The following is a 13,792-nucleotide window of genomic DNA, read 5'->3' as shown; positions in this document are numbered from 1 at the left end:
TCCAGCGTATCAGCAGTCAGGATTTTCATGCCCCAGTCCTCCAGCTGTTCTGCGGATGCCTGATTCAAGCGTTCCACAACATCCTGAGAAACTTCACCAAACTTAATTTTTATCTGCATACTCAGCAACTTGGCTTCGCCTTTGACTTCACCTTGCTTTAATCCCTGCTCCAATCCCTGCTCCAATCCCTGCTCTCTGGCATAACGCAGCTGGCTGGCTTCATCTCTGAGTGCGCGTTCACGTACAAAGGCCAAACGGCGGGCTTCTTCATCTGCACTCAGCTCTCGGATATAACCCCGGACTTTTTTCACGGATTCATGTGTAACAGCAGCCATTTTGCCGTCCTCTTTCCAGTGTTCAAACAGGGTGATCCAGTCTTTAAGGTTTTGATCACCCAGACCCAGCCGATCTGCTTTTTTCAGCTCGATCAGGTTCAGTTGCAGTTCATCACCCAGTTTTACATCGGGTTGTAAGCCATCGCGCATTTCAAAACGCCACAAGGCTTGTTGCTGCTGTTGATCATCAGCGGTAAACAGATCAAAGTCCAGCAGATGGATTCCGATAGCCGCTTTCAGATCAGTGTAGTCTTCGCCAGCCAGCAGTTGATCTGCAAGCAGCTTCGCCAGATAAAAGCTGCCTCGTTTGCCCCAGTCATTATAACGCCTGACCTGCATTTCCACATTGTAGCGGTTGCCTTGAATGTCTTTTGCTAGAACATCCAGCACAATGTGTTTGCCTTCCAGCTCTGCCGGAGTAATGTTGGGATTCAGGATTTCGACCTCGGTAATGGCAGGAAGATCCGGGCGCAGGTCGTTGATCAGATCAACCAGCGCATCTGGGTGTTCCGTGAAAATGCGCTTGAAAACAAAATCGTTTTTGGGATCCAGCAGTGGGTAGGCTGTTTGATCGGAGTCATGCATGATCGGTCATCCTTGAATAACAGGTTGAGATAGCGATCTGAGAATAGCAATCGAAGTCATGGTGTACAAGATAACAGCAACCTAGCCAAGTCCGTTGAACAGGCTCTTTAAGTGCCGGAAGCCTTGGGGCATGCAAGGGAAGAGGAGGGATTATGGACACCGAACTGATAAAACATTAATCCCAAAAAGTGCACTGGAAACCACACCTGCCTTGCAGGAGGGTTCACTCTCAGCAATAACCGCGGGATATGTATGCTTGCAAAACTAATGCTCGGAGGCGCTTTGTTTGCATTTGGCGGCCTTGTCACTGGCAGTAGCTTCTTTCTGATTGCTGGCGGTCTTGCATCAGCGGGAGCAGTAGCCGTTCTGTTTTTATCGGTTTTTTTTACTGGAGTTTGATAAGCTCTTTTCTGGCTCAGGAGACCAATATTCGTCTGGTGTATCCAGCTTTTGCTGATGAGGTATTCGGGGATGACGAACCGACACTGAGCCTCCTGCTTATACATTCAAGACAGCCGGTCTTTCGGTAATCCCCCATTTTTAACGCAGTTCAAAACTTGCCACTGGCGTATTCTGGGATGTTATCACAACGAATAAGGAAGGGCGGCGGCAGGAGTCGAACTTGCATAATATGAGTGCAAAGCACCAGCATAACCTTTCCGGTAGGAAACAACCCCCTCACGCCCAGTATATGAGAGGCCTGCCGCGTGGGAGGCACCCACGCTAGCCCTCATCAACGCCGCAGCGAAGGGGTCGATAGCCATACCGATGACAGGCCAGATTTTATTAAAGCACAATAATATGCTTTATGTTCAGTTGATTGCAGTGATGAAGACTTATCAGGTTTGCGCCAGCCATCTGAAGCAGACCAGTGATTTGAAATGCTGGAAGTAAGCTTGAAGTAGCACCAGGGTGGGAGTTGAACCCACAACACGCAGAGCCAATTAGGCCTTACCGCTCTACCAGTTGAGTCTACATCGCCCTGTAACTGGAGGTTAGTCAGTTAAATCAAGATCAGCAGGGATCAGTCAGCCAACAAAGCTTCCAGCGTTTCAGCAGTGAAAATCCGATCTGCCCAAGCTTCCAGCTGAGCACTGTCTGCTGTATTCAGCTTGTTCTGCGCCCACTCCGGAAACTGGTCGAAGCGCTTTATAATCAACTGTTTCAGCAGCCTAGCTTCACCTTTGACCATGCCTTCATTTTCGGCATAACGCAGCTGGCTGGCTTCATCTCTGAGTGCGCGTTCACGTACAAAGGCCAAACGGCGGGCTTCTTCATCTGCACTCAGCTCTCGGATATAACCCCGGACTTTTTTCACGGATTCATGTGTAACAGCAGCCATTTTGCCGTCCTCTTTCCAGTGTTCAAACAGGGTGATCCAGTCTTTAAGGTTTTGATCACCCAGACCCAGCCGATCTGCTTTTTTCAGCTCGATCAGGTTCAGTTGCAGTTCATCACCCAGTTTTACATCGGGTTGTAAGCCATCGCGCATTTCAAAACGCCACAAGGCTTGTTGCTGCTGTTGATCATCAGCGGTAAACAGATCAAAGTCCAGCAGATGGATTCCGATAGCCGCTTTCAGATCAGTGTAGTCTTCGCCAGCCAGCAGTTGATCTGCAAGCAGCTTCGCCAGATAAAAGCTGCCTCGTTTGCCCCAGTCATTATAACGCCTGACCTGCATTTCCACATTGTAGCGGTTGCCTTGAATGTCTTTTGCTAGAACATCCAGCACAATGTGTTTGCCTTCCAGCTCTGCCGGAGTAATGTTGGGATTCAGGATTTCGACCTCGGTAATGGCAGGAAGATCCGGGCGCAGGTCATTAATCAGATCAACCAGCGCATCAGGGTGTTCCGTAAAAATACGTTTGAAAACAAAATCGTTTTTGGGGTCGAGTAGTGAGTATGCTGTTTGATTGGAGTCATGCATGGTAGGTCATCCTTGAATAGTGAAGGCAATCAGCCGCTAGATTTTTAAAAAGTACCACAGGCCGCGTAGAGTTATCCAGGCAAACACCACCATGGCACCAAGCAGCAACCAGAGGTTAGCCTGACCCAGCAGCAATAAGGCAAATCCCAGTATCCAAACACCCATATCCTTACCCTCAACTTCATTGCTTCAGTTTACGATCCTTTCTATACTCCGGCTGTGCTGGTTGTCGTAACGCTTACGAGCCCTTTCCTTCGGGATTGATGAGGTCTAGCGGGGAGCGCGTGCCCCGTAACCAGCACACCTTCACGGCTCAGGAGACCAATATTCGTCTGGTGTACCCAGCTTTTGCTGATGAGGTATTCGGGGATGACGAACCGACACTGAGCCACCTGCCTATACATTCAAGCCAGTAGGTCTTCCAACGTACCAGCCGTCAGGATTTTCATGCCCCAGTCTTCCAGCTGCTCTGCGGATGCCTGATTCAAGCGTTCCACAACATCCTGAGAAACTTCACCAAACTTCATTTTTATCTGCATACTCAGCAGCTTAGCCTCTCCTTTGACTTCACCTTGCTTTAATCCCTGCTCTCTGGCATAACGCAGCTGGCTGGCTTCATCCCTCAGTGCGCGTTCACGTACAAAGGCCAGACGGCGGGCTTCTTCGTCCGCACTCAGCTCTCGGATATAACCTCGGACTTTTTTCACAGATTCATGTGTAACAGCAGCCATTTTCCGTCCTCTTCGTATTAAACGGAGCGGTTAATGCCGGGCTGATTCAGCTTGATGGCTGCCAGCTCCTCAGAACTGATGTCGGCAATACTGATAATCTGCTCGTCAGGTAAACCAGCTTGAACCATATTCCATACTATCTCCAGTAGGTACTGCTGCATTCCCAGCTGCATTCCCAGCTGCATCCCCAGCTCCCTTCCTTTTTGAATTCCCTCAGCTCGCACTTTTTCTTCCCAGGTGCGAATGTTTTCAGCAATCATGGCGTAATTTCCAAGTTATGGTTATCAGTCAGCTAGCAAGGCTTCCAGCGTTTCAGCAGTGAAAATCCGATCTGCCCAGGCTTCCAGTTGCACGCTGTCTGTTGCATTCAGCTTATCCTGCGCCCACACTGGAAACTGATCGAAACGCTTTATAATCAACTGTTTCAGCAGCCTAGCTTTACCTTTGACCATGCCTTCATTTTCGGCATAACGCAGCTGGCTGGCTTCATCTCTCAGTGCCCGCTCTCGAACAAAGGCCAGACGTCGGGCTTCTTCGTCCGCACTCAGCTCTCGGATATAACCCCGGACTTTTTTAACGGATTCATGTGTAACAGCAGCCATTTTGCCTTCCTTTTTCATTCTTTCAGCGTAAAGGCTGGATCCGATTTTGACAAGCAAGGGTTACCGGGGTTATCTTTAAGTTGTCGTAAACAGCAAGGAGGCAGGGGTGAAAAGTTCTGATCTGATCAAAGAGCTTGAAAATGATGGGTGGCAGCTAGTCAGGGTTAAGGGTAGCCACCACCACTTCAAGCACCCCAGTAAACCCGGCACCCTTACAGTGCCCCACCCCAAAAAGGATTTGAAAAAAGGCCTGGTGGATGGGATCAGAAAGGCCGCTGGCCTCAAATAGTGGAGAGTGAATCATGTTGTTTCCAGTAGCCATTGAACGCGGTGATGAAAACCACGCTCATGGCGTCTATGTGCCAGACCTACCTGGCTGCTTCTCAGCAGGAGATACCTGGGATGAAGCGCTGGCAAATGCCAGAGAGGCAATCGAAGGACATCTGGAAGTGCTTTCTGATGGATCCGAACCCATTCCAGAAGCGGGAACAGTGGAAAAGTATGCCGATAATCCAGACTACGCAGGAATGGTCTGGGCGTTGGTGGATGTGGATATAACCCCTTATCTGGGTCGCAGCCAGAAAATCAACGTCACCCTGCCGGATGGGTTGATCAGCCGCATTGATGATCTGGTCTCTCGCAGCCCAGCCTACCAAAGCAGGTCGGGATTTCTGGCTAAAGCATCCATGCACGAACTTGCACGACAGGGTTCATAAAGCGCACCCCTAGTGGTGACCCAGTCTCAGCTGTACTTGTAGACATCCTTTCGGTGTCCCACCTTCACCTGAATTGCGCGAGAAGCCCCTGAATTGATTCACGGGGAGGAAAGCGCAAGGTTTTATTCCGGTACTACAGCACCGTGGGTTGCTGGTCGCAGCGATGGCTGTCATTATATACAGCATGGACTGCTGCACGGCGGGCAGCGCGCCGCTCGAAGTGATCAAGCAATACATTGAAAACCAGAGAAACGTATAAAAAAGTGAAGCGAGCGAAGACCCCGACCTTTATCGTTGAGCTGCCTGTTTCCGTTTCGCAAGAGACGGAAAGGCAGCTGACTGCGCGATTATTGGCGGGTACACGCCTTTACAATGCCGCTCTGGGCGAGGCGCTTCGCCGCCTGGATCTCATGCGCGAATCCAAAGACTGGCAAGCGGCTAGAAAGCTGAAAGGCAAACAACGCACAGATGCTTTCCGGTCAGTAGTCAAAAAATTCGAGCTTACCTCTGCATCGGTTTCTGCATTCGCTACGCGCTGCAAAAATGAAGCAGGATGGAAGTCTCGCCTCAGTGCCAATGAGACACAGCGCATTGCAGAAACCGCCTTCGCCGCCGCTGAACAGCACAGTTATGGCAAGCGTGGTCGCCCTCGCTTCAAAAGCGCAAAGCGACCGCTCAAGTCTTTTTCAGGAAAAACGAACAAGGCAGGCATTCGCTACCGCCCCGAACTCGGCATCGTTGAGTGGGCTGGACTGATTCTACCGATCCAATACCCGCCTGCGGGCAAGGATCGATGGCTGGATGAAGCCCTGAAAGCGAAAACCAAGTTCTGCCGCCTGGTGTGGCGCAACGTCAAAGGAAAGCGGCGCTGGTACGTGCAGCTTGCCCAGGCAGGGCTTTCACCTGCCAAGGAAAAGAATTCGACCTTGCCAAACAATGAAGTGGGTCTGGATGTTGGCCCTTCATCGGTTGCCGTCGTCTCAGAGACCGCTAGCGACCTGCTGGCCTTCTGCCCGACCATCGAACAACCCTGGAAAGAGATCAGGACACTTCAGTGGGCGATGGATCGTTCGCGTCGCGCCACGAACCCGCATTGCTACAACGAAAACGGTACCTGGAAAAAATGCGCGAAGGTTAAGGTGGTTTCCAAGAACTATCTCGCTCTGAAGCAGGCTGTGGCGGAACTGGAACGCAAGCTGGCAGCTGAGCGAAAGCGCTCTCAAGGTCAGCTGGTCAACGATGTGCTGCGCCTGGGTAATATCATCAAAACCAAAAAGCTGTCGTACAAGGCTTGGCAGAAACTCTACGGGAAAAGCATCAAGACAAAGGCTCCTGCGACATTCATTGCTGGGTTGAAACGCAAGGCTGAAAGTGCCGGTGGACAACTCATCGAACTGAATACGCAGCGCCTGAAAATGTCGCAATACGACCATGTGAGCGGTGAGTACACCAAAAAAACACTGAGCGAACGCTGGCACTTTCTTGGAGGCAAGACTTCCGAAAGCGCCCTGCTGGTTCAGCGTGATTGCTACTCTGCTTTTCTGGCGCTTTGCGTTATTGAAAACGAACACCAGCCTAGCCAGCTGCATGCGCGCTGGCCGGTTGTGAAACAGCTACTAGAGCAAGCGGGCTGGTGTCGTCAAATAGAAGTTGCGAATGGTGGGACAATTGTCTTGCCTACGGCAAAGCCGTCAGAGCGACTCGCTTGCTAAAGTGGCGCTGATTCAGCTACGGCCTGGATGTTGTAACTCGGTGAGAGCAGAGCGAGAGCCAGGAGACCCTGAATCATCAAGCGCCACAAAACCCCCTGAATTTATTCATGGGGATGTTTAGTTCATAGATGATTCGGTACACCCCCTGCCGGATGCGATAGCGCTCTTGCCCTGAGAATTTCTCACAGCCAACTGGCCGGGGGTTGTTCTGCAGTTCTTCCATCCTCTGGAGAATACGGTGAACATCCGCATTTGGGATGGAGCGAAGCTCTTCACCAACAGATTTTTTGAAAGTCAGCTTATAGTTTGCCATGGGCTTTCAAGTCGTTCAGCAAGGCTTCATAGCTTAGGCTTGGCTCGGAAATGCGCTCCTCAAACGCTGCCAGATCTTCCTGATCTTCTGCCAGAACAGCACGAACCGCATCGTTGACAATATCGGATATAGAACGCTGAGTATGCACCGCCTTCAAGCGCAATGCTGCGTGTAGCTGAGGGTCAAAATAAACCGTAGAACGCTTTGATGTTTCGCTCATGGCTTGCCCCAGAAAAATGACATACCGACATCGTAGCGCTACAACGCTAAAGCGTCAGAATTTATCCGGCAAAAAATGCTACTCTGTTGCCACAAGAACAATATCCGCCTGAAAGGTTATACCGTGCATCAACTCCTGATTCGTCACCCGTTGGCCGTGATTGTCATGGCTCAGCTGTTTGGCACTTCGCTCTGGTTCAGTATCAACGGGGTGGCTTTTAATCTGGCTGCGGAAACCGGCTTGAGTGAAGCCGGGCTGGGCACGTTAACCCTGACGGTTCAGGCGGGATTTATCTGCGGCACCCTGCTGCTGGCAACAACGGGCCTGGCTGACCGCTTCCCTGCCAGTCGCGTGTTTGCGCTGGCTGCCTTTGCCGGTGCGCTGGTGAATGGTTTGTTTGTGCTGGCAGCGGAAACCTATCATCTGGCCTTGTTACTGAGGTTTTTAACCGGCTTGTGTCTGGCAGGCATCTATCCGCTGGGTATGAAGCTGGTGATCAGCTGGACTCCGCAATATGCCGGTATGGCGCTGGGCTGGTTGGTGGGGATGCTCACGCTGGGCACTGCCATGCCGCATTTGCTGCGTGCTGTCACTCCGGGGCTAAGCTGGCCGGTGCCTCTGTTACTCTCTTCTCTGCTGGCTTTAGTGGCGGGTGTGCTGATTTTGCTGCTGGGAGATGGTCGGCAGTTACCCGCCCGTGCAAAAGCCGCTTCACCGCTGGCGGGGCTGGCTGCCTGGCGTGACGCCACTTTCCGACGTATTGCCGGTGGTTATTTTGGTCACTGCTGGGAGCTGTATGCCTTCTGGACCTTAGTGCCGTTTCTGGTAGCGCGTGAGGTGACACGGTTGAATCTGGATCAGAACTGGGTCGCCTGGCTGAGCTTTCTGATGATTGCGGTCGGTTTAATCGGCTGTGTTGCCGGTGGTTATCTGAGCCGTATCATCAGTGGCTTGAGTATTGCGCGGGTGGCGTTGTTTGGTTCTGGCTTGTTATGCCTGCTGTATCCTTTTCTGGGTTCACAGGCGTCTGGCTTGCTGCTGGGTCTGTTATTTCTGTGGGGGCTACTGGTGATTGCTGATTCACCGCAGTTTTCAGCACTGGCGTCTGCTAATGCCCCGCGTGAACATCTGGGATCGGCACTGGCAATGATGAATGCCATAGGTTTTGGCCTGACTCTGCCGTCCATCGCACTGGTCACCAACCTGTGGCCGAGCCTGCAACTCTGGGTGGTACTGGTGTTATTACCCGGCCCGGTGCTGGGCATTGTTTCCCTTATGCGGCTGAACAAACAAGAATTAAAGGAAATCTGATCAGGCGCCCGTTTTCTCTGGCCTGTATTCACGATTTTCTGATAGACAGGGGATTCGATATCCAAACCCGGATACCGTCTGGATTATGCTTTTGTCTGTCATTTTTTTGCGCACACGGTGAATCAGCACAGCAATGGTTTCTGGGGTGGTTTCATAATTGCCTCGATCCACCACATCCATCAACTGCATTTTAGAGAGCACACTGCCACCTGCACGTACCAGCGCCAATAGGATTTTAAATTCTGAGCGGGTCAGGTAAACCTCTCGTCCATCTGTGTGAGCCAAACTCTTGCTCAACTCAGACAGCTTCCAGTCACCAAACTCCCAGAGGTTACGCTGCTGCGACTCACTCCCTTCACCTTTGGTGCGCGCCACACGATTCAGAAAGTTCTGAACCCGCATCACCAGCTCACGAGTATCAAAAGGTTTTACCACATAATCGTCCGCGCCCATTTCCAATGCTGCCAACCGGGTTTCCCGATCGCTTCGGCCAGATACAACAAACAAGGGAACATCACTCTGCATTCGCAGCTTACGCAGCAGCACCAGGCCGTCCTCATCCATAAGATTCAGATCCAGCAACACCAGATCAAACTGCTGCTGCCGCCAGACATCAAAAAAGTCATCCACGCCTTCTGAGTCGAATACTTCAAACCCTTGCATCTTGAAGATATCAACCAGAACACAGCGCAGGGTGGCATCATCCTCCACCACCATAATTCGGAAGTTGTTAGTCATTAACATGCCCCTGTCGTTTCAGCTACCGACCTGTTGTAACGGAAGTTGAAAATATTTGAGACCATATTACACACATAAATAGCATGGGATATTAACAACATATTTAATTCTGCTTAACAACTTATGCACCTGCCATGCCGCGCAGCCATGAATATTTCATTTTTCTAACGCCAGCAATAACCGAGTCTTGCCAGGCTGAGAGGTATCCAGCGCAAGCTTAATCAACAATACATCTGCTATCAGCCGAGCCGAGTAAGTTCCCAGCCCGGTGCCATGTTTTTTCCCTTCCGTCACAAACTTATCAAAAAAGCGGGAGCGAATGGACCGGGGCACTTCACCCGGATTTTCAAACACCAGCTGCAGGCCTTTATCTGTTGGCATCAGCTTTATTAATACATCACTGCCAGCCGGTGCAGCCTCACAGGCGTTTTTTAACAGATTGGTAAACAGGTTCTGCAACAACAGTGACTCGGTTTGAAGAGTGTATCCGACGGGTATTCCTGGCATTTCCAGCAACAGGTTCAAGTCTTTACGCTGAAAAGCCTGCTGTTGCTCCCGGATCACCTGTTGCAGCAGTGGAATTAATGCAGTGTCTCGCAGGTCGGGCTGATAGGTGCCATATTCGATCTTCAGCAGCACCAATGACAAATCAATCATATTCAACATTTTCCAGCCGCTGTCTTCCAGCATTTGAACATAATTGAGTTGTCTTTCATTCAGTGAGCCAATACTTCGCAATACATTGGGAATGCTGACAATGCTGCTGAGCGGGCCTTTAAGATCGTGGTGCATAATCCGCTCCACATCCTCGCGCATTCTGGCAGCTTCCATCAGCTCATGATTCTGGGCAGCCAGTTTGCGACGACCTTCATCCAGTGCCAGATGGGTGTTGATTCTTGCCATCAGAATGGCTGGTGTCAGCGGTTTGGAAATATAATCCACCGCTCCCAGCTCCAATCCCTTGGTTTCATCATTTACACCATCCAGTGCAGTCAGAAAAATTACTGGAATATCCCGTGTTGTCGGATCAGCCTTAAGCTGACGGCAGACTTCGTAACCATCCATTTCCGGCATCACTACATCCAACAGAATCAGATCCGGGCGCTGCTGGCTGGCAATTTTTAATGCAACCCGGCCATTCACCGCTGCCTTCACGTTAAAGTCTGCATTCAGCAGGCTTTTCATGACATCCAGGTTCTCAGGGGCATCATCAACAATCAGGAGGGTTTTTTTGGGGGACTCTGCTACTGGCATCATAACTTCTGAACTCTATTTACTGGATGTCTGAAAGTATTTTATCAAGAACGACCAATGCTGCTTCAAAATCATAAGCAACCAACTGTTCATTAACAGCTTCAAGGCACTGGCGATCTGCTGCGGATAAAGGTTGAGACAGCAACTGCTCCACCAGATCGGATGCACTGGCATCAAAGTTCTCCAGCTGCTCACGCAGATCCAGAAGCAGCTCTTTTGGTATCGACTCAGAAGACTCAGCCGCTGGCTGAGGTTCTTGTGGCTGTTGTTTTGCCTGCCAGCTCTTCAACGCCGCCAGTAAAGCCTGCAAAGCCAAGGTCAGCTCTGTGCGGCAGGCTGTCGCATCCGCCTCATCTCCCTGTCGCACCTTCTGCTCCAACTCAGCAGCCAGTTGCTGGATTGCTTCAGCACCAATATTGCCAGCCACACCCTTGAGGGTGTGTACCATACGTGCTTGCTGCTGTTGATCACCCGCCGCTGTAGCTGTTTCCAGATCAACAGCAAAGTGCTGCTGGTTGATCACAAAACGCTCCAGCAGTCGTACATAAGCCTTGTGATTGTTACCCAGTCGCTTCAGGCCAGCGGTCACATTCATCCCCGGCAAGTCTTTTGGCAAGTCCGGTATTGCTTCATAAACCTTGTCCAGCTCCGGCAAAAGCGGCAAGGTACGATGTGCTGCCGGAATCCACTTGATCAGGGTATCCAGTAGCAGAGCTGGATTGATGGGTTTGGTAATATGGTCATTCATGCCTGCATCCAGGGTTTTCTGGCGATCTTCCAGCAGCGCATTGGCGGTCAGGGCAATCACCGGCAGATCCTTTAATCCCAACTCATTCCTGATTTTTATGCTGGCCTGATAACCATCCATCACCGGCATCTGAATATCCATCAATACTGCGTCATAGTGTTGCTGTTGCAGACAATCCAACGCCTGCTGACCGTCCTCAGCAATATCCACATAAAAGCGGGCCTGACTCAGTAATTCGTAAGCCACCTGCTGGTTAATTTCGTTATCCTCAACCAGTAGGATTCGTGCACCCTGAATACCTCGCAGGCTGATGGAGTCCTGACTCATGATCTTCCGAGTAATACGGCCAGATACCGGCTGATAACCCAGAGCATCCATAATGGAATCCAGCAACAAAGATGGATTGATCGGTTTTCGCAAGAAGGAGGACAGGTGTTCAGCACCCGGTTCTGCCAATACTTCTTCACGGGCAAAAGCGGAGACCAGAATACAACGGGGGTTTTCCGGCAGGTCAGGGTCAGCCATCACCTGCTGAATAAACTCCAGACCATTACGACCCGGTAAAGACATGTCCACCAGCAACAGATCAAACTGCTGCTCCGGTGTTTTCAGAAGCTGGATGGCTTGCTCAGCGCTACCCACCAGACTGGCCTGAAACCCGAAAGATTGCAGGTAACTGGCAAAAATCTCCCGAGCCGCCGCATTATCATCCACCACCAGTACTCGGCAGCCGGTCAAACGCTCAGCAGCCAGATACTCCGGTGTCTCTCTGGTATGTTCTGTGGACTCCAATCGTAGGGTAAAAATAAAACGACTGCCTTTGCCCGGTTCACTTTCCACACGAATTTCGCCGCCCATCAGCTCGACCAGCTGACGGGTAATGGACAGACCCAGTCCGGTACCACCAAAGCGCCGGGTGGTTGAACTATCAGCTTGGGTAAATGACTGAAACAGCTTTTGCAGCTGGCTTTCACTCATACCGATGCCACTGTCCTGAACACTGAACTCCAGCAGCACATTTTTCTCATTCTGCTGCTTGAGCCGCACAGAAACCACTACTTCACCCTGTTCACAAAACTTGATGGCATTACCCACCAGGTTGGTCAGAATCTGACCGATTCTGAGTGGATCACCGACCAAGCCATAAGGCACGCCCGGCTCACGATAAAATAGCAGCTCCAACTCTTTTTTTCGTGCGGATTCGGACACCACCACCCAAAGCTGATCCAGTACGTCATCCAGCTCAAATGGAATTTTTTCCAGTGTCAGCTTACCTGCTTCTATTTTGGAAAAATCGAGAATATCGTTAATCAAACCCAGCAGTGACTGTCCGGATATCAGTATTTTGTTGAGGTAATCCTGCTGACGGGGTGACAGGGTTGTACGCAAGCAAAGCTCGGCAAAACCGATCATGGCATTCATTGGGGTGCGGATTTCATGGCTCATGTTGGCCAGAAACTCAGATTTAGCATGGGTTGCCGAACGGGCAGCGTCCAGAGCCAACTCCAGTTGCTGACGGTAATGTACCGTGCGCATAAATAGGTGAATCAACAGTGCAAACAAAAAACTCAGCAGCAATACCACCAGCACTTGCCAGCCTAACAGGCTGTAATTCCGCCAGCCACCGTGAGGAGTAACATCCAGATACCAGATCCCATTGGGCACACGTAACACCCGTTGCAATGGATCTGCTTTCAGCGCGGTAGTACTTCGCTGGATAGTCTGGGTTTCATTGGAGTTGGGAGTTTCACGCCAGAGTTGAAAGCTGTATCCATGGCGCTCCAGCTCATTCAGCCGTGCTGTTTCCAGAGCATCCGGGAATCTCAGGGTAACTGAAACAAATCCCCAGAAGGTTTGGGAATCACCTAGATAAACGGGTAAACGCCCAACTGCACCCAATCCACCCTGGCGCAACTCGAAGGGTCCGGCCAGACTCATTTCGCCGGTTTCTCGTGCTTTGATGGCTTCTGCCGCCCGTACTGGATCAGCAAACTCATTCTGCCCCAAAGCAGCTTCATTACCCAACAAAGGAGCAATTTGTGTCAGCACACCATCCGGCAACAAGGCAATTGCCGTGGCTCCAGGGTAATAGGGTAGAAGTTCCGTTGCTAGACTTTCAAAATCACCGATCTGTCCTTGCCTTTCTCGAACCAGCGCACCCAGTGCGTAGGTGATCGCCAACGAACGCTCCAGCCCCCGTTGCAAAGCGGCAGCATAGTCACCTGCCAGACTGGCGGTTTCCACTTTGCGCATCTCCACACCACGCTGATCCATCAGCGTGACCAGCAGCAGCCCCAATCCGAGAAAGACTATAAATCCAAGCAACACCAACAGGTGTACACCCTGAGAAGAGTCAGATTTATTACCAGACTCCGCGCTGGCGCTACTTTCTTTTGACTGCACTATCCTGCCACTCCGTGATCATCAGATAATCACGCTAACATGCACTGAAAAAGAAGACCATTACCAGAGAGCAACACCACCACCCATCAGCTGTTCAAAGACCACAAAACCGCCCACATAGGTGCCAATGGCCGACCCCAAAGTTGCCATGATAAACACCAGCAGGGTGCGGGAGACGCGGTTTTTCCACCAGCCTT

General features: G+C 51.0%; 17 protein-coding genes and 1 pseudogene. 6 read left to right on the top strand and 12 right to left on the bottom strand.

Features of this window, described 5'->3' with window-relative positions; all coding sequences use genetic code 11:
• On the bottom strand, nt 1-920 hold a 920-nt coding region (locus IBX50_RS11370; RefSeq protein WP_292255948.1), incomplete at its 3' end, for an Rpn family recombination-promoting nuclease/putative transposase.
• 252 nt (nt 921-1,172) lie between these two features.
• On the opposite strand from IBX50_RS11370, the gene IBX50_RS11365 reads away from it, so the two are divergent.
• Nucleotides 1,173-1,319, top strand: coding sequence for a hypothetical protein (locus IBX50_RS11365; protein WP_292255946.1), 147 nt, complete (start codon nt 1,173-1,175; stop codon nt 1,317-1,319).
• Between the two features lie 625 nt (nt 1,320-1,944).
• Here IBX50_RS11365 and IBX50_RS11360 read toward each other — a convergent pair.
• Together IBX50_RS11360 and IBX50_RS11355 are read right to left on the bottom strand one after the other, a co-directional pair.
• On the bottom strand, nt 1,945-2,847 hold the full coding sequence (locus IBX50_RS11360) for an Rpn family recombination-promoting nuclease/putative transposase (RefSeq protein ID WP_292255945.1): 903 nt from the start codon (nt 2,845-2,847) through the stop codon (nt 1,945-1,947).
• A 36-nt stretch (nt 2,848-2,883) separates the two neighbouring features.
• Nucleotides 2,884-3,012, bottom strand: a complete 129-nt coding sequence (locus IBX50_RS11355) for a hypothetical protein (RefSeq protein WP_292255943.1) — start codon at nt 3,010-3,012, stop codon at nt 2,884-2,886.
• A 119-nt stretch (nt 3,013-3,131) separates the two neighbouring features.
• On the opposite strand from IBX50_RS11355, the gene IBX50_RS11350 reads away from it, so the two are divergent.
• Nucleotides 3,132-3,263 carry a hypothetical protein gene (locus IBX50_RS11350; RefSeq protein WP_292255941.1) on the top strand — a complete coding sequence of 44 codons (132 nt, stop codon included), beginning with the start codon at nt 3,132-3,134 and terminating at the stop codon, nt 3,261-3,263.
• Here IBX50_RS11350 and IBX50_RS11345 read toward each other — a convergent pair.
• From IBX50_RS11345 to IBX50_RS11335, 3 genes are read right to left on the bottom strand one after another with little or no spacing between them, the layout of a single operon-like run.
• On the bottom strand, nt 3,252-3,578 hold the full coding sequence (locus IBX50_RS11345) for a DUF4351 domain-containing protein (RefSeq protein WP_292255939.1): 327 nt from the start codon (nt 3,576-3,578) through the stop codon (nt 3,252-3,254). The two genes, IBX50_RS11350 and IBX50_RS11345, sit on opposite strands and share 12 nt — an antisense overlap.
• 17 nt (nt 3,579-3,595) lie before the next feature.
• The gene (locus tag IBX50_RS11340) at nt 3,596-3,838 is read right to left on the bottom strand and encodes a hypothetical protein (RefSeq protein ID WP_292255937.1); all 243 of its coding nucleotides are present in this window, start codon (nt 3,836-3,838) and stop codon (nt 3,596-3,598) included.
• A 24-nt stretch (nt 3,839-3,862) separates the two neighbouring features.
• Nucleotides 3,863-4,180, bottom strand: coding sequence for a hypothetical protein (locus tag IBX50_RS11335; protein WP_292255935.1), 318 nt, complete (start codon nt 4,178-4,180; stop codon nt 3,863-3,865).
• A gap of 106 nt (nt 4,181-4,286) precedes the next feature.
• Between IBX50_RS11335 and IBX50_RS11330 the strand changes: the two genes are divergently transcribed.
• From IBX50_RS11330 to IBX50_RS11320, 3 genes are all read left to right on the top strand, one after another.
• On the top strand, nt 4,287-4,469 hold the full coding sequence (locus tag IBX50_RS11330; RefSeq protein ID WP_292255933.1) for a type II toxin-antitoxin system HicA family toxin: 183 nt from the start codon (nt 4,287-4,289) through the stop codon (nt 4,467-4,469).
• A gap of 13 nt (nt 4,470-4,482) precedes the next feature.
• The gene (locus tag IBX50_RS11325) at nt 4,483-4,896 is read left to right on the top strand and encodes a type II toxin-antitoxin system HicB family antitoxin (RefSeq protein WP_292255931.1); all 414 of its coding nucleotides are present in this window, start codon (nt 4,483-4,485) and stop codon (nt 4,894-4,896) included.
• A 236-nt stretch (nt 4,897-5,132) separates the two neighbouring features.
• Complete coding sequence (locus IBX50_RS11320; RefSeq protein WP_292255929.1) at nt 5,133-6,608, top strand: hypothetical protein; 1,476 nt, start codon at nt 5,133-5,135, stop codon at nt 6,606-6,608.
• Between the two features lie 76 nt (nt 6,609-6,684).
• Here the strand turns inward: IBX50_RS11320 and IBX50_RS11315 are convergent, their stop codons facing one another.
• Both IBX50_RS11315 and IBX50_RS11310 read right to left on the bottom strand, forming a co-directional pair.
• Nucleotides 6,685-6,921 carry a hypothetical protein gene (locus IBX50_RS11315; RefSeq protein ID WP_292255927.1) on the bottom strand — a complete coding sequence of 79 codons (237 nt, stop codon included), beginning with the start codon at nt 6,919-6,921 and terminating at the stop codon, nt 6,685-6,687.
• The gene (locus IBX50_RS11310; RefSeq protein WP_292255925.1) at nt 6,908-7,141 is read right to left on the bottom strand and encodes a hypothetical protein; all 234 of its coding nucleotides are present in this window, start codon (nt 7,139-7,141) and stop codon (nt 6,908-6,910) included. The genes IBX50_RS11315 and IBX50_RS11310 overlap by 14 nt, the downstream gene beginning before the upstream one ends.
• 123 nt (nt 7,142-7,264) lie before the next feature.
• Between IBX50_RS11310 and IBX50_RS11305 the strand changes: the two genes are divergently transcribed.
• Nucleotides 7,265-8,452 (top strand): MFS transporter, encoded by a 1,188-nt coding sequence (locus tag IBX50_RS11305; RefSeq protein WP_292255923.1) that lies wholly within the window; start codon nt 7,265-7,267, stop codon nt 8,450-8,452.
• Here IBX50_RS11305 and IBX50_RS11300 read toward each other — a convergent pair whose 3' ends face one another.
• The 4 genes and pseudogenes from IBX50_RS11300 to IBX50_RS11285 form a co-directional block, all read right to left on the bottom strand.
• A complete protein-coding gene (locus IBX50_RS11300) occupies nt 8,453-9,190 on the bottom strand; it encodes a response regulator transcription factor (protein WP_292255921.1) in 738 nt (245 codons plus the stop codon). It abuts the gene before it with no gap.
• Nucleotides 9,191-9,346: 156 nt separating this feature from the next.
• Nucleotides 9,347-10,447 carry a hybrid sensor histidine kinase/response regulator gene (locus IBX50_RS11295; RefSeq protein WP_292255920.1) on the bottom strand — a complete coding sequence of 367 codons (1,101 nt, stop codon included), beginning with the start codon at nt 10,445-10,447 and terminating at the stop codon, nt 9,347-9,349.
• A 16-nt stretch (nt 10,448-10,463) separates the two neighbouring features.
• Nucleotides 10,464-13,595, bottom strand: a complete 3,132-nt coding sequence (locus IBX50_RS11290) for a response regulator (RefSeq protein WP_292255918.1) — start codon at nt 13,593-13,595, stop codon at nt 10,464-10,466.
• A gap of 60 nt (nt 13,596-13,655) precedes the next feature.
• Nucleotides 13,656-13,792 (bottom strand): annotated as a pseudogene (locus IBX50_RS11285) (conjugal transfer protein TraB); the annotation flags it as partial.

It is taken from the genome of Marinospirillum sp. (assembly GCF_014859565.1).
The sequence above is the reverse complement of the archived record's forward strand: the minus strand, read 5'-3'. Positions and strand labels throughout refer to the sequence as shown.